General features: G+C 67.8%; 16 protein-coding genes. 1 reads left to right on the top strand and 15 read right to left on the bottom strand.

The window, feature by feature from the left end:
• Nucleotides 1-13: 13 nt before the first annotated feature.
• From pheT to ACG02S_RS16315, 9 genes are all read right to left on the bottom strand, one after another.
• Complete coding sequence (pheT, locus tag ACG02S_RS16355) at nt 14-2,443, bottom strand: phenylalanine--tRNA ligase subunit beta (protein WP_394471531.1); 2,430 nt, start codon at nt 2,441-2,443, stop codon at nt 14-16.
• Between the two features lie 12 nt (nt 2,444-2,455).
• Nucleotides 2,456-3,499 carry a phenylalanine--tRNA ligase subunit alpha gene (gene pheS, locus ACG02S_RS16350; protein ID WP_394471530.1) on the bottom strand — a complete coding sequence of 348 codons (1,044 nt, stop codon included), beginning with the start codon at nt 3,497-3,499 and terminating at the stop codon, nt 2,456-2,458.
• An 86-nt stretch (nt 3,500-3,585) separates the two neighbouring features.
• A complete protein-coding gene (rplT, locus tag ACG02S_RS16345) occupies nt 3,586-3,942 on the bottom strand; it encodes a 50S ribosomal protein L20 (protein WP_025564000.1) in 357 nt (118 codons plus the stop codon).
• A gap of 27 nt (nt 3,943-3,969) precedes the next feature.
• Entirely contained in the window at nt 3,970-4,173 is a 204-nt protein-coding gene (gene rpmI / locus ACG02S_RS16340; RefSeq protein WP_119042821.1) for a 50S ribosomal protein L35, read from the bottom strand.
• Nucleotides 4,174-4,292: 119 nt separating this feature from the next.
• The gene (infC, locus tag ACG02S_RS16335; protein WP_394471556.1) at nt 4,293-4,838 is read right to left on the bottom strand and encodes a translation initiation factor IF-3; all 546 of its coding nucleotides are present in this window, start codon (nt 4,836-4,838) and stop codon (nt 4,293-4,295) included.
• Between the two features lie 68 nt (nt 4,839-4,906).
• Entirely contained in the window at nt 4,907-6,814 is a 1,908-nt protein-coding gene (gene thrS, locus ACG02S_RS16330; RefSeq protein ID WP_394471529.1) for a threonine--tRNA ligase, read from the bottom strand.
• 212 nt (nt 6,815-7,026) lie between these two features.
• Nucleotides 7,027-8,124 (bottom strand): patatin-like phospholipase family protein, encoded by a 1,098-nt coding sequence (locus ACG02S_RS16325; RefSeq protein WP_394471528.1) that lies wholly within the window; start codon nt 8,122-8,124, stop codon nt 7,027-7,029.
• 19 nt (nt 8,125-8,143) lie between these two features.
• On the bottom strand, nt 8,144-10,378 hold the full coding sequence (locus tag ACG02S_RS16320; RefSeq protein ID WP_394471527.1) for a TonB-dependent receptor plug domain-containing protein: 2,235 nt from the start codon (nt 10,376-10,378) through the stop codon (nt 8,144-8,146).
• A 156-nt stretch (nt 10,379-10,534) separates the two neighbouring features.
• Complete coding sequence (locus tag ACG02S_RS16315) at nt 10,535-12,886, bottom strand: Tex family protein (RefSeq protein ID WP_394471526.1); 2,352 nt, start codon at nt 12,884-12,886, stop codon at nt 10,535-10,537.
• Between the two features lie 142 nt (nt 12,887-13,028).
• On the opposite strand from ACG02S_RS16315, the gene ACG02S_RS16310 reads away from it, so the two are divergent.
• Entirely contained in the window at nt 13,029-13,676 is a 648-nt protein-coding gene (locus ACG02S_RS16310) for a glycoside hydrolase family 19 protein (protein ID WP_394471525.1), read from the top strand.
• On the opposite strand, the gene ACG02S_RS16305 is transcribed toward ACG02S_RS16310, so the two are convergent.
• From ACG02S_RS16305 to kdgR, 6 genes are all read right to left on the bottom strand, one after another.
• The gene (locus tag ACG02S_RS16305; RefSeq protein ID WP_394471524.1) at nt 13,651-14,685 is read right to left on the bottom strand and encodes a hypothetical protein; all 1,035 of its coding nucleotides are present in this window, start codon (nt 14,683-14,685) and stop codon (nt 13,651-13,653) included. The genes ACG02S_RS16310 and ACG02S_RS16305 overlap by 26 nt on opposite strands.
• A gap of 120 nt (nt 14,686-14,805) precedes the next feature.
• Nucleotides 14,806-16,059, bottom strand: coding sequence for a TIGR03862 family flavoprotein (locus tag ACG02S_RS16300; RefSeq protein ID WP_394471523.1), 1,254 nt, complete (start codon nt 16,057-16,059; stop codon nt 14,806-14,808).
• A 20-nt stretch (nt 16,060-16,079) separates the two neighbouring features.
• Nucleotides 16,080-16,967 carry an SDR family oxidoreductase gene (locus ACG02S_RS16295; RefSeq protein WP_394471522.1) on the bottom strand — a complete coding sequence of 296 codons (888 nt, stop codon included), beginning with the start codon at nt 16,965-16,967 and terminating at the stop codon, nt 16,080-16,082.
• Nucleotides 16,964-17,407, bottom strand: coding sequence for a GNAT family N-acetyltransferase (locus ACG02S_RS16290; protein WP_394471521.1), 444 nt, complete (start codon nt 17,405-17,407; stop codon nt 16,964-16,966). The genes ACG02S_RS16295 and ACG02S_RS16290 overlap by 4 nt, the downstream gene beginning before the upstream one ends.
• A complete protein-coding gene (locus ACG02S_RS16285; RefSeq protein WP_394471520.1) occupies nt 17,407-18,426 on the bottom strand; it encodes an NADP-dependent oxidoreductase in 1,020 nt (339 codons plus the stop codon). The genes ACG02S_RS16290 and ACG02S_RS16285 overlap by 1 nt, the downstream gene beginning before the upstream one ends.
• A 75-nt stretch (nt 18,427-18,501) precedes the next feature.
• Nucleotides 18,502-19,308: a DNA-binding transcriptional regulator KdgR gene (gene kdgR / locus ACG02S_RS16280; RefSeq protein ID WP_394471519.1), complete on the bottom strand. Its 807-nt coding sequence runs from the start codon at nt 19,306-19,308 to the stop codon at nt 18,502-18,504.
• Between the last annotated feature and the right edge of the window lie 34 nt (nt 19,309-19,342).

Here is a 19,342-nt window from a genome sequence, read left to right as displayed (position 1 = left end):
CTTCCTTCTGGGCTCAGCCGCGCAGGCGAGCGCTGAGCTCGCTGCCGGTGGCGGCCACGACGGCGGCCACGGCCGCGTCGATGCGTTCGTCGGTGAGCGTGGCCTCGTCGTCCAGCAGCTCCAGTCGCACGGCCAGGCTGCGTTCGTCGGGCTGCAGGTCGGTGGTGACACCTGCTACGGGCTTGAAGACGTCGAACAGCCTCGCAGAGCGCAGCAATGCGCCGCCGGCCGTCGTGATGGTGGTCATCAGTGCGTCATGGCTGACGCTGTCCTTGACGACCAGCGCGAGGTCACGCTGCACGGCCTGCTGCCGCGGTAGCGGCTGGCCGTGGGGCAGGGTGCGGGTCAGTGCAGCGTCTAGATCCAGCTCGAACACCACGGGCGCGCCACCGCTGATCTCGTAGGCCTGGCGCCACCGCGGGTGCAGTTCGCCGACGACACCGATGATGTTGCCATTCAGGCTCACGCGAGCGCTGCGGCCCGGGTGCAGCGCCGGGTGCTCGGCGGCTTCGAAGGTCAGCATCTGCGGGGCGAACAGCGCTTCCAGGTCGCCCTTCACGTCGAAGAAGTCGACGGCGCGATCCTTCTGGCTCCACTGCTGTTGGTCGGCGGGGCCCCAGGCCAGGCCACCCAGGCGCAGCGGCTGCTCGATGCCAGCGACCGACAGCGGGCCACTGGCCACGCGCGCGTCACGCTTGAACACGCGACCCATTTCGAACACGCGCACGCGCGTCGCGCGGCGGGTCTGGTTGTGGCGAAGCACCTGCACGAGGCTGCCGATGAGGCTGGTGCGCATCACCGACAGCGGCGCGGCGATGGGGTTGAGCAGCTTGATGGGGTCCGTGACGCCGGCCAGATCGCGCTCCCAGCGTTCCTCGACGAAGCTGAAGTTGATGGTCTCGAAGTAGTCGCGCTCGGCGACGGCGCGGCGCAGCGCGTGCTTGGCGCGGCGTGACTCCGAACCTGTGCGGCCGACGATGGGCGCCAGCGGTGCCGTGGATGGCAGCGTCGGGTAGCCCATCACGCGGATGACTTCCTCGATGAGGTCTTCCTCGATGAGGATGTCAAAGCGCCAGCTGGGCGGGGTCACCGTGATGATGCCGTCGGCAGCCGTGAAGGGCAGGCCCAGGCGCTCAAAGACCCGCTCGCAATCGGCCTGCGTGACCTCCATGCCGATCACCTTGGCGGCGCGGGCGACGCGCAGCGCAACTGGCTTGCGCACGGGCACGTTGGGCGACTGGTCGTCCATCGGGCCGACCTGCGTGTCGGCCGTGCCGCAGATGTCGATGATGAGCTGCGTGATGCGCTCGATGTGCTCGACGGTCTGCGACGGATCGACGCCACGCTCGAAGCGGTGGCCGGCATCGGTCGAGAAGTTGTAGCGTCGCCCGCGGCCCATGACGGCCTCGGGCCACCAGAAGGCGGCTTCGACGTAGATGTTCTTCGTGTCGTCGGACACGGCGGTGTGGTCGCCGCCCATGATGCCGGCGAGGGACTCGACCTCGCGTGCATCGCTGATGACGCCGACCTTCTCGTCGACCGTGATGGTGTTGCCGTTCAACAGCTTCAACTGCTCGCCGGCCCGGCCCCAGCGCACGACCAGCTCACCGCTGATCTTGTCCAGGTCGAAGATATGGGACGGGCGGCCGTACTCGAACATCACGTAATTCGAGATGTCGACGAGCGCCGTCACCGAACGCTGGCCGCAGCGCTCCAGGCGCTGGACCATCCACGCGGGCGTCTTGGCTTTGGTGTCGATGCCCTTGACGATACGGCCCGAGAAGCGGCCGCAGAGGTCGGTGGCTTCGACGCGCACCGGCAGCTTGTCATCCAGCGTCGGCTTGATGGCTGGGAACTCGGCCTTCAGCAGCGGTGCGCCGGTCAACGCAGCCACTTCACGCGCGACGCCGAACACGCTCAGGCCGTGGCCGAGGTTGGGCGTCAGCTTCAGCGTGAACAGCGTGTCGTCGAGGTTCAGGTGCAGGCGGATGTCTTCGCCGATAACGGCGTCCGCGGCCAGCTCCAGCAGGCCTCCGTGGTCTTCGCTGAGCTTGAGCTCGCGGGCGGAGCACAGCATGCCGAAGCTCTCGACGCCGCGCAGCTTGCCGACGCCGATCTTGAAGGCCTTGCCGTCTTCACCGGGCGGCAGCTCTGCACCGACGGTGGCGAGTGGCACCTTGATGCCGACGCGGGCATTGGGCGCGCCGCAGACGATCTGCAGCGGTTCGGGGCCGCCAGCGTTGACCTTGCAGACGCGCAGCTTGTCGGCGTTGGGGTGCTGCTCGGCTTCGAGGATCTCCGCGACGACGATGCCGTGGAAGGGCGGTGCGACGGGGCGCAGCTCTTCGACTTCCATGCCAGACATCGTCAACAGCTCGGCGAGCTGCTGGGTGTTGAGCGGCGGATTGCAGAACTCGCGCAGCCAGGACTCAGGGAATTGCATAGCTCTTCGGGATTACTTGAACTGCGAGAGGAAGCGGAGGTCGCCGTCGAAGAAGGCGCGCAGGTCGTTGACGCCGTAGCGCAGCATGGCCAGCCGGTCGATGCCGGAGCCGAAGGCGAAGCCGATGTAGCGCTCGGGGTCCAGCCCCATGTTGCGGATCACCTGCGGATGCACCTGGCCGGAGCCCGACACCTCCAACCAGCGGCCCTTCAGCGGGCCACTCTCGAACATGATGTCGATCTCGGCGCTGGGTTCCGTGAACGGGAAGTAGCTGGGGCGGAAGCGCAGCTGCAGCTGGTCGGTCTCGAAGAAGGCGGTGATGAAGTTCAGGTAGACCGCCTTCAGGTCCTTGAACGAGATGTTCTCGCCCACCCACAGGCCTTCGACCTGGTGGAACATCGGCGAGTGGGTGGCGTCGCTGTCGACGCGGTAGGTGCGGCCCGGCGCAATGACGCGGATTTCCGGCATCGTGTCTTGTCCGGCGTAGCGCTTGGCGTGGGCCTGGGCGTAGCGGATCTGCATCGGGCTGGTGTGCGGGCGCAGGTTCAGCCACGACCCGTTCTCGTCTTTCATGTCGACGTAGAACGTGTCCTGCATGGAGCGGGCCGGGTGATTCTCGGGGTTGTTCAGCGCCGAGAAGCTGTACCAGTCGGTCTCGATCTCGGGGCCATCGGCGACGTCGAAGCCCATGGAACCGAAGATCGCCTCAATGCGCTCCATCGCGCGCGTGATCGGGTGCAGGCCGCCGGTGCCGCGGCTGCGGCCCGGCAGGGTGACGTCCAGTGCCTCGGCCTTGAGCTGCTTCTCCAGTTCGGCGGCGGCCAGCGCGTCGCGGCGGGCAGTCAGGGCGGCCTCGATGCCGACCTTGAGCTGGTTGATCTCGGCGCCTCGGGTCTTCTTTTCCTCGATGCTGAGGGCGCCCAGGCCCTTCATCAGTTCAGTCACGCGGCCGGACTTGCCGAGAAAGCGCGCCTTGGCGTTTTCCAGTTCGGCGGGCGTGGGAGCGGCGGCAAAGTCGGCCTGGGCCGCTTGCAGCAAAGCGTCGAGATCGGACATCGGGAATTCGGAATGAGAAAGGGCCGACCCTGGTGGGCCGGCCCTCAAAAGTTGCGTGCCCCGACGTGAGCCGGGACGGATCGCAATCAGGCGAGCGCGGCCTTCACCTTGGCGAAGATGCTGGCGAAGCCAGCCGGGTCGTTGACGGCCAGGTCGGCGAGGACCTTGCGGTCGATCTCGATCTGGGCCTTCTTCAGACCCGCCACGAACTTGCTGTAGGACAGGCCCAGGCCACGCGAAGCGGCGTTGATACGGGCAATCCAGAGCTGACGGAAGACGCGCTTCTTGGTGCGGCGGTCACGGTAGGCGTACTGGCCCGCCTTCATCACCGCCTGCTTGGCGATGCGGAAGACGTTCTTACGACGACCGCGGAAGCCCTTGGCCAGAGCCAGGACCTTCTTGTGACGGGCACGAGCGGTTACACCACGTTTGACGCGAGGCATGTGTTTCTCCTTGAGTCGTTGGTGGGATTACAGACCAGCAAAGGGCAGCATCTGAGCGATGTGACCCATGTTGGTTTCGTGCACGTTCACAGCGCCGCGCAGCTGACGCTTGTTCTTCGTGGTCTTCTTGGTCAGGATGTGGCGCTTGAACGCCTGACCGCGCTTGACGGTGCCACCCGGACGAACGCGAAAACGCTTTTTCGCGCTGCTCTTGGTCTTCATCTTGGGCATGTGAATGCTCCTTTTAAGTATGTCCCTGGGGCGATGCCGGTGAGCCCGGCATGCTTGTTGGCCTCAGGAGACTTGTGAACCGGCCGGCGACCAAACCGACCAGTCAAACCTGGTTGATCTCAGCGCTTTTTGGGCGCCAGGACCATGATCATCTGCCGACCTTCGAGCTTCGGCATGTTCTCGACGATCGCCACGTCGGCCAGTTCGTCGCGAATCCGCTCCAGCAGGCGCATGCCGATGTCCTGGTGCGTGATCTCGCGGCCCCGGTAGCGCAGCGTGACCTTGCCCTTGTCACCGTCTTCAGCGATGAAGCGGCGCAGATTGCGCATCTTGATCTGGTAGTCGCCTTCGTCCGTGCCCGGACGGAACTTGACTTCCTTGATTTCGATGACCTTCTGCTTGGACTTGGCCTCGGCAGCGCGCTTTTGCTCGATGTATTTGAACTTCCCGTAGTCCATCAGCCGGCAGACCGGCGGATTGGCGGTAGGGGAGATCTCGACCAGGTCCACATCCATGTCGCCCGCCATGCGCAGGGCTTCCTGGATGCTGACGACCCCGATGGGTTCATTCTCGGGGCCGTTCAGGCGGACTTCGGGAGCCATGATTTCGCGGTTCAGGCGGTGCTTGCGCTCCGGAATCGCGCGACGGTCGGCAAACGTAGCGATGGTGTGGACCTTTCAACGGCCCCCAAGGCGAGGGGCCAAACAAAACAAATCGCGCCCGGACGGCTCGTTCAGACCTTGTTGGTGATGTCTGCGGAGATCCTGGCTAGGAAGTCCTGCAGGGGCATCACGCCGAGGTCCTGGTTGCCACGGGCGCGTACCGCAACGCTGCCATTCGCCTTTTCCTTGTCGCCTACGACAAGGATGTACGGCAGCTTTTGCATGGAATGCTGGCGGATTTTATAGGTGATCTTCTCGTTGCGCAAATCGGCCGAGGCCCTAAGCCCTTGTTTTTGCAGCGATTTCACAATTTCCGCCACGTAATCGGCCTGCGCGTCGGTGATATTGGCCACCACGACCTGCGTCGGAGCCAGCCAGACGGGCAGCGCGCCGGCGTGCTGTTCGATCAGGATGCCGATGAAACGCTCCAGGCTGCCGACGATGGCGCGGTGCAGCATGACGGGGTTCTTGTGCTGGCCGTCCTCGTCGACAAACTCGGCGCCCAGGCGGCCTGGCATCGAGAAATCGACCTGCATCGTGCCGCACTGCCACTGGCGGCCCAGCGCGTCCTTCAGCGTGTATTCGATCTTGGGGCCGTAGAAGGCGCCGTCGCCCGGCGCGATGATGAACTCGACGCCGGAGGCGCGCAGGGACTCCATCAGCGCGTGCTCGGCCTTGTCCCACACCTCATCGGAGCCGATGCGCGCGTCGGGGCGCGTCGCGACCTTGTAGATGATGTCCGTGAAGCCGAAGTCCTTGTAGACCTTCTGCAGCAGCGCCGTGTAGGCCACGCATTCCGGCAGGATCTGGTCTTCCGTGCAGAAGATGTGGCCGTCGTCCTGCGTGAAGCCGCGCACGCGCATGATGCCGTGCAGGCCGCCGGTGGGCTCGTTGCGGTGGCACTGGCCGAACTCGCCGAAGCGCAGCGGCAGGTCGCGGTAGCTCTTGACGCCGTGCTTGAAGATCAGGATGTGTCCGGGACAGTTCATCGGCTTGAGCGCGTAATCGCGCTTCTCCGACTCCGTCGTGAACATGTTGTCCTTGTACTTCTCCCAGTGGCCGGAGGCTTCCCACAGCGTCTTGTCCAGCAGCTGCGGACCCTTGACTTCCTGGTAGCCGTTGTCGCGGTAGACGCGGCGCATGTACTGCTCCACCTCCTGCCAGACCGTCCAGCCCTTGGGGTGCCAGAAGACGACGCCGGGCGCATGCTCGTCGATGTGGAACAGGTCCAGTTCCTTGCCGAGCTTGCGGTGGTCGCGCTTCTCGGCTTCCTCCAGCATGACGAGGTACTTCTGCAGGTCATCCTTGGTGGCCCAGGCCGTGCCGTAGATGCGCTGCAGCTGCTCGTTGCGGTGATCGCCGCGCCAATAGGCGCCAGCCACCTTCATCAGCTTGAAGTGCTTGAGCTTGCCCGTGGAGGGTACGTGCGGGCCGCGGCACAGGTCTTCGAAGGCGCCTTCGGCGTACAGCGACACGTCCTGGTCGGCCGGGATGCTCTCGATGATCTCGGCCTTGTAGGCCTCGCCCATGGCCTTGAAGTGCTGCACAGCCTCATCGCGCGGCAGCACGCGGCGCGAGACCTTCTCGTCCTTCCTGGCCAGCTCCGTCATCTTGGACTCGATGGCGGCCAGGTCTTCGGGCGTGAACGGACGCTTGTACGCGAAGTCGTAATAGAAGCCGTTCTCGATCACGGGGCCGATGGTGACCTGGGCATCGGGGTACAGCGACTTGACGGCGTAGGCCAGCAGGTGTGCCGTCGAGTGGCGGATCAGCTCCAGGCCGTCGGCGTCCTTGTCGGTGACGATGGCGACCTGCGCGTCGTGGTCGATGACGTGGCTCAGGTCGACCACCTTGCCGTCGACCTTGCCGCCGAGGGCGGCCTTGGCCAGGCCGGCGCCGATGCTGGCGGCAACGTCGCCCACCGTCAGCGCGGCGGGGTACTCACGGCGGGAGCCGTCGGGGAGTTGAATCGAAATCATGGGGTGCTCCGAATCCCTTGGAACAGGGCAGAAATGAAAAAGCGCGGCCAGGTGCCGCGCTTTGTTCGTTGCCCCAAACGGTGGGAAGGGGCGAGAAGACGTGACGTGCCGCGGCCGACTAATTACCGGTGTTGCCGGTGAAGGTGGTCGTAGTTCGCGGTGTCATAACCAGGGTGCCTTTCTCGCTCTTGTGAGGGGAGTGAAGCGTGATTCTAAAGCGGCAGCGCCTGGATGGTGTCGCGTGCGGTCAACGCGGCGAAATCATCGGCGAGCCGCTGGCTCTCGCTGACCGCCATGCGCCAGCGGCGGCGGCGCTCCTTGGCGTCCAGCGTCATGAAGTCGCTGCGGTCCGGCAGTTTGGCGCCAGGCAGCGTGGCGATCCACTGGGGCGACGGACACAGCAGCACGACGTTGTCGAGGAAGGCCGTCGAGCGATGACGGTGTTTCAGCGCCTTGTCCAGCCAGCCGGGCACGACTTGGCGCTGGAAGTGCGGGTAGAGCACCAGCGGCGCGGTGGCGGCTTGGAGGGCGCGGTAGTCCAGGTGCAGGTGGTAGTCCGTGATGCCGCCGTCCCAGTAGGCGCCACGTGGCGCCCCGGGCAGGTCCTGCTGGGCCTGCAGCCAGAACGGGATGGAGCAACTCGCCAGCAGCGCCCCGCGCAGATTGGCGCGCGACAGGTGGACCTCCCGCGTCGTGAAGTCGTTCAGCTTCAGCGGCAGGCGGTCGCGGGGGTCGGAGAAGACGACGCGCTCCAGGAAGCGCCCCAGCAGCGGGCGCGAGACGGCGTTGGCCGCGAAGGCGCCCAGATAGCCCAGCGGTGTGCGCAGCCGGCCTTCGCGCGCCAGCAGGCCCAGCCCCTTGTGCTGGCCGCGCGAGGTGACGACGTGCAGCCGAAAGCGCGGATGCGCGAGTACGTCGGCCTCACGGCCTTCGAAGATCTGGGCCAGGATTTCCCCGAAGCGCCGGCTCACGCCCTCCGGTCGCGGGCGCTTCTCACCAGGCAGCACGTCGTACTCCTGCGTCACGTAGGCCTCGGCCATCGTCTCGAAGGCGGTGGCGACGTCGCGGTGGGCGAGGGCCGCCGTCGCCATGCGCCAGGCGCCGATGCTGGCGCCGACGAGATGCACCGGGTGGCTGCTCTGCGGCAGCCAGTCGCCGAAGAGGAAGCGGTCCAGGCCGTTGAGGATCAGGCCCTTGGGACCGCCGGCGGCGGCAGGAATCAGGCCGACATCCGCAGCGCTCAGGCCACGCTCGGCCAGCCGCGCCGCAGCGGCCGGCCCGGCGCAGATCTGCAGGGCGGGCGAGCTCATGCCCTGAAGATAGCCTTGATCAGAACTTGTGTTCCCAGTTCACGGCCCACCACGCCACCGGCTGCCGCTCGTTGAAGCTGAAGTCCGACTTGGCCGTATAAAACACGCGCGCGCCCTGCTTGGGCTGGAACAGGCCGTTGACGCTGACGCGCACGTTGTCCTGCTTGCCGACCTGCATCATGGCGAAGGCGTCCAGCGAGCGCGAGGCAAAGCTCTCCTGGCTCTGCTTGTCGTTCTGCCGCACTTCGTAGTCCGGCGCGATCTGGGCGCTGAAGCCCATGCTGATGGGCAGGCTCTTCATGCGGTAGTCGGCGCCGAAGTTGAACTGCCAGGGTTGCTGCCCTTCGAGCCGGTTGTTGGGGCCGGGAATGTCGCCCACCGAAGAACGGTACAGGTTCAGCGATGCCCGCAGGCTCAGCGCCGTCGTGGGTTCGAACAGCGTGGGGAAAAGTTCATTCGCACGGCCCTTGAGCTCCAGCTCCAGGCCTTGCGTGGTGGCCTTGCTGAGGTTGACCTGCGTGACGACCCAGCGCTGCGTCGGCGCCCAGGGCACGGTCATCAGGCGGGCCTCGTCGGTGCGGATGAGGTTGGTGATGCGGCGGTGGAACACGCCGATCGAGAACAGGCCGCCGGCCGGCAGGTAGCTTTCGTAAGCGACGTCCAGGCCGGTGGCCAGTTCCGGCTTCAGCGCGGGGTTGCCGCTGCGGTCCGGCGTCGTATCGGTGTTGCCGTTCACCAGCGGCTCGGTCGTGTTGATGGAGGGCCGGCTGATGAGCTGTTGAACATCAGGCGCCTTGTAGCTGCGCGTCAGGCTGGCGCGCACCATGTCGCGGCCCTTGGGGTCGGGCTTGAAGTTCAGGTGCAGCAGGGGCGTCGTGACCTTGCTGGTGCTCTGAAAGTCGCTGCTGCCCGCCACGTCGCGATTGCCTTCACTCTGGAACTTCAGCTGCTCATGGCGCACGCCGAAGTAGGCCGACCACTGCTTGCTGATCTCCCACTCGTCTTGCGCGTAGACGGCCGTGCGCGTGATCGTCGCGTCGAAAGGCTGGCCTTCGATGCCGGGCAGCAGGTCGACGCCGTTCTCCACGGTGCGGCGCGTCTCGTCGCGGGTGCGGCGCTCCCACTCGCCGCCAACGGTGATGGTGTGGGCCTCGCCGGCGTACTGGCTGTACTTGCCGGCCAGCGACCGGTTGCCGTTGCGGTTCTCGCCCGATGTCACGCGCTGGATGGGCACCACGCCGCCGCGGCCGTCGTATTCGAAGTTGAAGTCCGCGCCGCCGGAGCCGGCACCCGCGCGCAGCTCGATGCGCTTGTCCTCGTTGAAGCGGTTGTTGTACTGCAGGTTGAGGCGATGGGCCGAGAACGTGCCGCGGTTGCGAGTCTCGTCCTCGAGCGCACGAGGCTTGTAGCCTTGGTCGTTGTCTGGCAGCAGGGTGACGCTGCTGCCGCCCTCGTTGCGGAAGCGGTTGCTGACGAAGAAGCCCTGCAGCGCCAGCGTCTCGTCGTCGCCCAGTTTCCAGTTCAGTCGCGGCGACACGTTCACGCCGCGGCCGTGGGAGCGGTCGCTGCCTTCACTGCTCAGGTGCTGACGCAACTGGCCCACCGTGGGCTCGGCGTTGGTCAGCCGCTCGCCCCGCGTCTCGTTGACGTTGTTCCACTGGTAGACCGAGATCGGCAGCACGAAGCCCAGGCCGCCGACGATGCGGTCGCCATACGTGAAGCCCGCGTTGACGACCGGCTTCTCGCTGGCATAGGCCAGGCCCAGGCGCAGGTCCTTTTGCACGACGCGCGGGGCATCCTTCAGGATGATGTTCAGCGTGCCGGCGATGGCCTGGGCGCTCTGGTCGGCCGTCGGCGCCTTGGTCACTTCCAGGCGCTCGACCTGGGCGGGGTTCAGGTTGTCCAGGCTGAAGCCCGGGGGCGCCGGCTCGCCGTTGACGAGGATCTGCGTGTAGGCGCCGCCCAGGCCGCGCATGCGCAGCTGGCCGCCGGTGACGTTGATGCCGGGCAGGCGCTTCAGCACGTCGCTCAGCTGCGAGTCGCCGTACTTGTCCAGCTCTTCGCGGCCGTAGAGCTGCTTGGCCACGGGTTCTCGCCGACGCAGGTCGGTGTCGGTCTGCTGGCGCGTGATGGACACGCGTTCGAGCTGGTTGCTGTTCTGTGTGGGCGACGTGGAGGCGCGGTCGACCTCCTGCTGAGCCAGGACCAGGGCGGGACTGAGCAGCAGCAGGGTGGCGAGGGACAGGGTTCTCAAGGCGGACTCCGAGGGGCGGTATGGGGCGGCGCGGACCATAGCCGGGCGGGGCAGGGGGCGCCGCCGCGCTGCGACCGGTTGCAATTTCAGGGGCGTCAATTGACGCCCGGCGTGGGTGGCCGACATCATGTCAGCCCCGTGCGACGGTGACGAAGGTCAGCGCTTGAGCTTGGCGAAGGCCGCCGCCATGGCGTTGCCGCCGACCGGCTGCGCGTCGCGCTGGCCGCCGCCAGACCGCTCGTTGCGGGCCGCGGGGCGGAACGCGTTGTCGGTCTTCGGGCCGCGTGGCGCCTGGGCGTCCAGCTTCATCGTCAGCGAGATGCGCTGGCGGGCCAGGTCCACCTCGAGTACCTTGACCTTGACGATGTCGCCGGTCTTGACCACCTCGCGCGCGTCGGAGACGAACTTGTTGCTCAGCTGGCTGACGTGGATCAGCCCGTCCTGGTGCACGCCCAGGTCGACGAAGGCACCGAACTGCGCGACGTTGCTGACGGTGCCTTCGAGCAGCATGCCCGGCTGCAAGTCCTTCACGTCCTCGACGCCGTCGTTGAAGCGCGCCACCTTGAAGTCCGGGCGCGGGTCGCGGCCAGGCTTTTCGAGCTCGGCCAGCACGTCCTTGACCGTGATGACGCCGAAGCGGTCGTCGGCCAGCAGCTCAGGCTTCAGCGTGCGCAGCACCTCGCTGCGGCCCACGATCTCGTCGGCCGTGCGCTTGAGCTGGGCCAGCGCCTTCTCGACGATGGGGTAGGTCTCGGGATGCACGCCGCTGAAATCCAGCGGGTTGTCGCCACCGCGGATGCGCAGGAAACCCGCCGACTGCTCGAATGTCTTGGGCCCCAGGCCGGTCACGTCCAGCAGCTGCTGGCGGTTGCGGAAGGCGCCGTTGGCATCGCGCCAGCGCACGATGCTGCTGGCCACCGATGCCGACAGGCCGGACACCCGTGCCAAAAGGGCTTGGGACGCGGTGTTCAGGTCCACGCCGACCTTGTTCACGCAGTCCTCGACGACGGCGTCCAGCGCGCGCGCCATTTCGGTCTGGTTCACGTCGTGTTGGTACTGGCCCACGCCGATGCTCTTGGGGTCGATCTTGACCAGCTCGGCCAGCGGGTCCTGCAGGCGGCGGGCGATGGAGACGGCGCCGCGCAGCGACACGTCCAGGTCGGGCAGTTCCTTGGAGGCGAACTCGCTGGCGGAGTAGACCGATGCGCCGGCCTCGCTGACGACGACGCGCTCGATCTGCACGGTGGCGTCCAGCGCCTGCAGCTTCTTGATGAGCTCGCCGGCCAGCTTGTCGGTTTCGCGGCTGGCGGTGCCGTTGCCGATGGCGATCAGGTTGACGCCGTGCGTGGCGCACAGCTTGGCCAGCGTGTGCAGCGCGCCGTCCCAGTCGCGGCGGGGCTCGTGCGGGTAGACGGTGGCCGTGTCCAGCACGCGGCCGGTGTCTGAGACGACAGCCACCTTCACGCCGGTGCGGATGCCCGGGTCCAGACCCATGACGACGCGCTTGCCGGCCGGCGCGGCCAGCAGCAGGTCGCGCAGGTTCTCGGCGAAGACTTTGATGGCGGTGGCCTCGGCAGACTCCCGAAGACGCGCAAACAAGTCTCGCTCCAGGCTCAGGCTCAGCTTGACCTTCCAGGTCCAGCCAATGGTCTTGCGGATCAGCGCGTCGCCGGGGCGGTTGGCGTGGCGCCAGCCCAGGTGCGAGGCGATGCGGCCTTCGGCCAAGGGCATCGGAGAGGACGCTTTCGGGTCCTTGGGCTGGCCGGCGAGGGGCTCCTCGTCCAGCACCAGCTTGGCGTCCAGCAGCTCCTGGGTGCGGCCTCTGAACACGGCCAGCGCACGGTGAGACGGCACGGTGCGGATGGGCTCGGCGTAGTCGAAGTAGTCGCGGAACTTGGCGTTGTCCGGCAGCTCGCCGTTCTTGCCGTCCATCAGCTTGCTCTGGAACAGACCTTCGGCCCACAGCCACTCGCGCAGCTTGCCCACCAGCACGGCGTCCTCGGCCCAGCGCTCGCTGAGCAGGTCGCGCACACCGTCCAGCACGGCGTGGGCGTCGGCAAAACCGGCCTCGGCGTTGACGAACTTCGCCGCTTCCGCCAGCGGCTCCAGCGACGGGTCGGCGAACAGCTGGTCCGCCAGCGGCTCCAGCCCGGCCTCGCGGGCGATCAGGCCCTTGGTGCGGCGCTTGACCTTGTAGGGCAGGTAGAGGTCTTCCAGCTCCTGCTTCGTCGGCGCGGTGCGGATGGCGGCCTCCAGCTCGGGCGTCAGCTTGCCCTGCTCGGCGATGGACTTCAGCACCGCCTCGCGGCGGTCGGCCAGTTCGCGCAGGTAGGCCAGGCGGGCGTCCAGCTCGCGCAGCTGGATGTCGTCCAGGCCGTCGGTGGCCTCCTTGCGGTAGCGGGCGATGAAGGGCACGGTGGCCCCGCCATCCAGCAGCTCGACGGCGGCCTGAACCTGGGCGGGCCGAACCTTCAGTTCGGCGGCAATCTGGGAAACGATGGGGTCCACAAAGACAACGGGCGCCGTGGGGCGCCCTGGCTGATACGTGAGGCGCGCATTTTGCCAAAGCGGGCGGCGGCATCCTCAATTGCGGGGAGGCGCCCGCTGCGGGGCGCCTCTAGGCTGCGGCCTGTTTCGCTGGAGGCCTGCCATGCCCGTCGCCTTGTCGCTGCCGATACTGACTCAGCTCGCACCCAACGCCCGCTCCAGCTACCGCGAGGCCGCAGCGACTGCGCAGCCGGTGCTGGACCGCCACGGCATCACGCAGAACAAGCTGCGTCTGGCGCACTTTCTCGCCCAGATCCTGCACGAGAGCGGCGCGCTGACCTTGCAGGTCGAGAACATGAACTACAGCGCGCCGCGGCTGCCGGTGGTGTGGCCCAGCCGCTTCCAGCCCAAGGGACCGCTGGACCCTGCCGCCTTCGCCAACAACCCTGAGAAGCTGGGCAACGAGGTGTACGGCAAACGCATGGGCAACACGCAGCCGGGCGACGGTTTTCGCTACCGCGGGCGCGGGCTGATGCAGCTGACCGGCCGCGACAGCTACCGCGAGGCCACGCGCTTCGTGCGCGGCTTCACGCCCGATGCGCCTGACTTCGAGGCCGAGCCGGACCTGGTCTTCAGCGCCGCCTGGGCGCTGCCCATCGCCGCCGCGGAGTGGGACGCCAAGGGCTGCAACCCGCTGGCCGATGCAGATCAGATCACCCAGGTCACGCAGCGCATCAACGGCGGCCAGATCGGCATCGCCGATCGGCGCGACTGGCTGCTGCGGGTCAAGTCCCTGCTCGGGGGCCCGTGATCCGGCCGGCGCGGCGCCGGGCCAGGCCTGTCAGCGCGGCCAGCCCCAGCGCCAGCATCGCCGCGCAGGCAGGCTCCGGCACGGGCGACAGCGGCGCGAAAGGCTGCGCCGCCCCGCCGCCGACGCTGAAGCTGTCGACCGACAGCGTGCGCGAAAAGTCGGACAGCCCGCCATCCTGGGCGCCGGTGAACAGCATCACGCTCACCATGTAGAAGTAGCGGCCGCAGGCGGGGGAGACCGGCGTGTCGCAGTGCAGCTGCGTGCCTTCGGCCGTCACCTGCAGCGTCGTGTCGACGTCGAGCGCGCCGGTCACCGTGTCCGTCTGCGCACCAAAGGCGTCGAGGTGGGTCTGGGTGCTTGGCTGCAGGCTGCCCAACTGGCGCAGCAGCGCATCGCCGCCCTCGGCCACGGCGCCCAGGCCGGCCGCGTCGAAGAGGGCGTACTGCTTCTCGCTGGTCAGCCCGGCCGGCGAGCCCACCGCCAGCGCGGCGACGGCGGCGCCCGAGCCCGAGCCGTCTGCGCCGGCCGCGCGCTGGCCCAGCGTGCGCAGCTGGCCGTCCAGCTGGAGCTGGAACTGGAAGGACGTGTTCTGCTCCAGCACCGCCCAGTACGACACCACCGAGTAGCCGACGGCCAGGGTGCCGCTGCTGGACGCATCGAGCGGGTCACGTGCCATGGCGCTGGCGCCCAGGCGGGTGGGCGAGATCTGTGCGAAGGCGGAGCCCAGCTTGCTGCCGGACATCTGCGAGTCCTGCGCGCTGCGCGTCAGGTCGGCAGCAGAGGGCAGGTAGCGCCAGGCGCCATCCTGGCTGAGCTGGCCGTCGATGACGCTGCCGGCAACCGACGCATTGGCGCCCACGTACCACTGGTTGAGTTCCAGCCCCCACAGGTTGGACGGATCCGGCAGGCCGATGGGCAGTGCGGGTGGCGCGATGTCCGCCGCAGCGGGGCGGGGCAGCAGGGCGGCAGCCAGGCTCAAAGTCAGCAGGGTGGGTCGCAGCAGGGGCATGGGACGGGGACGGTAAAAAAGACGGCGCAGTCTAGGCAGCCCGCCAGGCCCGCAGCCGCAGTGCCGATGTGCGTCCTAGGGAGGCGGCCCGGCCGAAGTGCAACAGACTGTGAGCGTTGCTCAGCCTGCCGCGCCCAGCCAGCGCGCCAGGCCTTGCGCCGCGCGCCGGCCGCTGGCGAAGCAGGCGGTCAGCAGGTAGCCGCCGGTGGGGGCTTCCCAGTCCAGCATCTCGCCGGCCACGAACACACCGGGCAGCGCCTGCAGCATCAGGTCGTCGCTCAGCGCCTCGAAGCGCACGCCGCCGGCGGTGCTGATGGCCTCGGCCACGGGTCGCGTGGCGTGCAGCGCCAGCGGCAGGTGCTTCAGCGCGACGGCGAGTTGGGTCGGGTCGAGCATCTGCTCGCGCGTCAGCAGCTCGTGCAGCAGGCCCATCTTCAGCGGACCGAGGTTCAGCCGGCTTTTCAGATGCGACGACAGCGACCGGCTGCCGCGCGGGTGCTTCACCTCGGCCAGCACGCGCTCGGGTGTCAGCTGGGGCAGCAGGTCGAGGTGCAGCGTCGCCGAGCCTTTGCTCGCGATCTGGTCGCGCAGCGCGGCGCTGGCGGCGTAGACCAGCGAGCCCTCGATGCCGGTGGCCGTGATGACAAACTCGCCGGGGCGGCTGGTGAAGCCTGCGGTCGCCAGCGCCACCGGCTTGACTGGCTGGCCGGCGAACTCGGTGGCGAAGCGCTCGCTCCAGCCGGGGCCGGCTGGGTGCGCCGCCGTGGCGCCGACGTCGAAGCCGCAGTTGGCCGGCCGCAGCGGCGCCACGTCCACGCCGCGCGCCGCCAGCCACGGCGCCCAGGCGCCGTCCGAGCCAAGCTGCGGCCAGGAGGCGCCGCCCAGCGCGAGCAGCGTGGCGCTGGGCCTCGCGAGACGCTCGCCGTCAGGCGTGTCGAAGCGCAGCGCGCCGTCGTCGCTCCAGCCGGTCCAGCGGTGGCGCATGGCGAACTTCACGCCGCTGGCGCGCAGCCGGTGCAGCCAGGCGCGCAGCAGCGGCGCGGCCTTCAGGTCGGTGGGGAAGACACGGCCGGACGTGCCGACGAAGGTCTGCACGCCCAGGCCGGCAGCCCAGGTGCGCAGCGCGTCCGCGTCGAAGCCCTGCAGCAGCGGTGCGATCTGCGTCGCCCGCGCGCCGAAGCGGCCCAGGAAGGGCTCCGGGGGCTCAGAGTGCGTGAGGTTCAGGCCGCCCTTGCCGGCCAGCAGGAACTTGCGCCCGACGCTGGGCTTGGCGTCGTAGACGGTGACGGCGTGACCGGCCGCGGCCAGCACCTCGGCGGCCATCAGGCCGGCAGGGCCGCCACCGATGATGGCGATGGAAATCGGGGAACTCATGCCCCGATTGTCCCAGGGCGCTAGTCCGCGCGCAGCTTCGCCCGCAGCCCCGCGCCGATCTCGGGCCGGTCCTTGAACGGATCGCTCGGATTGCGCTGCAGCATCACGTCCTCCAGCCGCGTCTGCACGCCGGCCAGCGCTTGCGGGTGGCTGAAGATGTAGAACTTGTGGTGGTCGATGGCGTCGAACACCAGCGCCGCCACGTCGGCTGCGGTCAGCTTGCCGGAGGACACCGCCTTGTCGGTCTGCGCCTGCGAGATCAGCTGGCTCTTGGTCGGCTTGGGCGCTGCGAACTCGCCGGGGCGGTTGCGGTGGCTCTGGCTGATGCCGGTGGGCACGAAGAACGGGCACAGGACCGAGGCATGCACCTGGTCCGTCACCAGCGACAGATCCTGGTACAGCGTCTCCGACAGCGACACGACCGCGTGCTTGGACACGTTGTAGACGCCCATGTTGGGCGGGTTCAGCATGCCGGCCATGGACGCGGTGTTGACGATGTGGCCCGCGTAGCCCGGGTCGGCCTTGGCGGCCGCCAGCATCATGGGCGTGAACAGGCGCACGCCGTGCACGACGCCCATCAGGTTGACGCCCAGCACCCACTCCCAGTCGCTGAGCGCGTTCTCCCAGATCAGCCCGCCCGAGCCGACGCCGGCGTTGTTGAAGACAAAGTGCGGGGCGCCGAAGCGCTGCTGCACCGCCGCTGCAAGCGCCTCCATCTGGTCGGCCTTGGCGACATCGACGACGCGGGACAGCACCTCGACCTGCTTGAACTCGGCAGCGGCCTGGTCCAGCGCATCGGCCTGCACATCCACGAGCACGAGGTTCATGCCGCGTGCGGCGGCCAGGCGCGCGGTTTCGAGGCCGAAGCCGGAACCGGCGCCGGTGATGACTGCGGTCTTCTTTGTCATGGCTTTCTCATCTCGATGTGGGGGATGCCGTCTTCGATGTAGGGCTCACCGTTGGGCACAAAGCCAAAGCTGCCGTAGAAGCGTTCCAGGTGCGCCTGTGCATGCAGCGTGATGGCGTGGCCGGGCCACAGCAGCGCGCACTGCGCGACCGCCTCTGCCATCAGCGCGCGGCCGACACCGCCGCTGCGTGCCGCAGGCGCCGTGACGACGCGGCCGATCAGCGCGTCGGGCCCCTTCAGCTCGGGCGGAATCAGCCGTGCGTAGGCCTTCAGCAGGCCGTCGTCGTCATGGCCCAGCAGGTGCCAGGTCTTGGGGTCGAGCCCGTCGATGTCGAGGAACACGCACTGCTGCTCGACGACGAAGACCTGCGAACGCAGTGCCAGCAGGTCGTACAGCGGTTGCGTGCCCAGCTCCGCGAACGGAACGCAGGTCCAGCGCATCAGACCAGCTTGACGAGCTGCTTGCCGAAGTTCTTGCCCTTCAGCAGGCCCATGAAGGCCTCGGGCGCGGCGGTCAGGCCTTCGGCGACCGACTCGCGGTACTTCAGCTTGCCCGTAGCCACGAGGCCGCCCAGCTCCTTCAGTGCCTCGGGCCAGACGTCCATGTGCTCGGACACGATGAAGCCCTCGACCTTCATGCGGTTCACGAGAATGAGCTGCGGCGCGGCCATCGGGATGGGCTGGCCGTCGTAGCCGGAAATCATGCCGCACATGGCCACGCGGCTGAACGCGTTGGCGCGCAGCAGCACGGCGTCGAGGATGTAGCCACCGACGTTCTCGAAATAGCCGTCGATGCCGTTCGGGCACTCGGCCTTCAGCGCGGCGGACAGCGCCTTCACGTCACCCGCCTGCTTGTAGTCGATGCAGGCGTCGAAGCCCAGTTCCTCGACCACGTAGCGGCACTTGTCGGCGCCACCGGCAATGCCCACCGCGCGCGCGCCTCGCGCCTTGGCGAGCTGGCCCACGGCCGAGCCGACCGCGCCGCTGGCGGCGCTGACGACGACCGTCTCGCCGGCCTTGGGGTTGATGATCTTCACGAGGCCGTACCAGGCCGTCACGCCGGGCATGCCGACGGCGCCGAGGTAGGCGGACAGCGGGATGTGCGTCGTGTCCACCTTCTGCAGCACGCCGCGCTGTGTGGCGTCAACGGTCTGGTATTCCTGCCAGCCGCCCATGCCGACGACCTTGTCGCCGACCTTGAAATGCTCGTTCTTCGACTCGACGACCTCGCCGACGGTGCCGCCGATCATGACTTCGTCAATGGCCTGCGACGCGGCATAGCTCTTGCTGTCGTTCATGCGGCCGCGCATGTACGGGTCCAGGCTCAGAAAGTGGTTGCGCACGCGCACCTGGCCATCGGCCAGCGGGGCCAGGGCTGCCTCCACGAGGCGGAAGTTGTCGGGGCTGACCTCGCCCTTCGGGCGGGAGGCGAGGACGATCTGGCGGTTGGTGGTGTTCATAGGGCGGCCTGTTCAGGAAACAGCCGCCATTGAATCACCCCGGGCGGGGCGCGTCGCGTCCCAGGGGCGACAGCTTCAGGCCGACGTCTGGATCGGGTAGTTCGTGCAGCCCAGCTTCTCGGAGATCTCGCGGCTGGCGGTCTGCAGCATCTTCACGACGTCCGGAGCCTTCTGCTCGTCGAAGCGGAAGGTCGGGAAGGACACGCTCATGCCGGCAATCGGCTGGCCGAGGCGGTCGAAGATGGGCACGCCCAGGCAGCGGATGTGGTCGTCGAACTCCTCGCGGTCCTCGCCGAAGCCTTGCGCCTTGACGATGGCCAGCTCCGCCAGGAACGCGGCGCGCTCGGTGATGGTCTTGTCGCGAAAGCGCGTGAACACGGCGCCATCCAGGATGCGGTCGCGGCGCTCGGGGTTCTCCCAGGCCAGCAGCACCTTGCCGATGGCGGTGCAGTGCAGCGGCGCGCGGCGGCCGACGCGCGAGTACATGCCCAACATGTGGCGCGAGTCCACCTTGTGGATGTAGATGATCTCGCTGTCGATCAGGTTGCCCAGGTGGACCGTCTCGCCGGTGGCGTCGGCCAGCATCTGCATGTGGTGCTTGGCCAGGTCCACGAGGTCGGGCGAGGGCAGGGCCTTGGCGCCGATCTCGAACATGCGCATGGCCAGGCCATAGCGCTCGCTGTCGGCCTCCTGGCGCACGTAGCCCAGGCCCTTCATGGTCTGCAGGAAACGGTAGACCGTCGCCTTGGGCATGGCCAGGCGCACCGACAGGTCGGTGATGCCGATGTCGCTGCGTTCACCCAGGGCGTTCAGGATGGCGAACACCTTGAGTACCGCGGCAACCGACTCCGGCTGCTTCGAATCGCCAATGTCTTCGTCCATCGTTTTGATTCTTTCGGGCGCTTGTTCCAGGTGG

Origin of the sequence: Pelomonas dachongensis, assembly GCF_043555865.1 — a bacterium.
GTDB classification, from domain to species: Bacteria; Pseudomonadota; Gammaproteobacteria; order Burkholderiales; family Burkholderiaceae_C; genus Pelomonas; species Pelomonas dachongensis.
The sequence above is the reverse complement of the archived record's forward strand: the minus strand, read 5'-3'. Positions and strand labels throughout refer to the sequence as shown.

Bases quoted from the DNA above. Each gene is read 5' to 3' on its own strand.
- pheT (WP_394471531.1), bottom strand. From the start codon at position 2,443: ATGCAATTCCCTGAGTCCTGGCTGCGCGAGTTCTGCAATCCGCCGCTC.
- pheS (WP_394471530.1), bottom strand. From the start codon at position 3,499: ATGTCCGATCTCGACGCTTTGCTGCAAGCGGCCCAGGCCGACTTTGCC.
- rplT (WP_025564000.1), bottom strand. From the start codon at position 3,942: ATGCCTCGCGTCAAACGTGGTGTAACCGCTCGTGCCCGTCACAAGAAG.
- rpmI (WP_119042821.1), bottom strand. From the start codon at position 4,173: ATGCCCAAGATGAAGACCAAGAGCAGCGCGAAAAAGCGTTTTCGCGTT.
- thrS (WP_394471529.1), bottom strand. From the start codon at position 6,814: ATGATTTCGATTCAACTCCCCGACGGCTCCCGCCGTGAGTACCCCGCC.
- ACG02S_RS16325 (WP_394471528.1), bottom strand. From the start codon at position 8,124: ATGAGCTCGCCCGCCCTGCAGATCTGCGCCGGGCCGGCCGCTGCGGCG.
- ACG02S_RS16310 (WP_394471525.1), top strand. From the start codon at position 13,029: ATGCCCGTCGCCTTGTCGCTGCCGATACTGACTCAGCTCGCACCCAAC.
- ACG02S_RS16305 (WP_394471524.1), bottom strand. From the start codon at position 14,685: ATGCCCCTGCTGCGACCCACCCTGCTGACTTTGAGCCTGGCTGCCGCC.
- ACG02S_RS16300 (WP_394471523.1), bottom strand. From the start codon at position 16,059: ATGAGTTCCCCGATTTCCATCGCCATCATCGGTGGCGGCCCTGCCGGC.
- ACG02S_RS16295 (WP_394471522.1), bottom strand. From the start codon at position 16,967: ATGACAAAGAAGACCGCAGTCATCACCGGCGCCGGTTCCGGCTTCGGC.
- ACG02S_RS16290 (WP_394471521.1), bottom strand. From the start codon at position 17,407: ATGCGCTGGACCTGCGTTCCGTTCGCGGAGCTGGGCACGCAACCGCTG.
- ACG02S_RS16285 (WP_394471520.1), bottom strand. From the start codon at position 18,426: ATGAACACCACCAACCGCCAGATCGTCCTCGCCTCCCGCCCGAAGGGC.
- kdgR (WP_394471519.1), bottom strand. From the start codon at position 19,308: ATGGACGAAGACATTGGCGATTCGAAGCAGCCGGAGTCGGTTGCCGCG.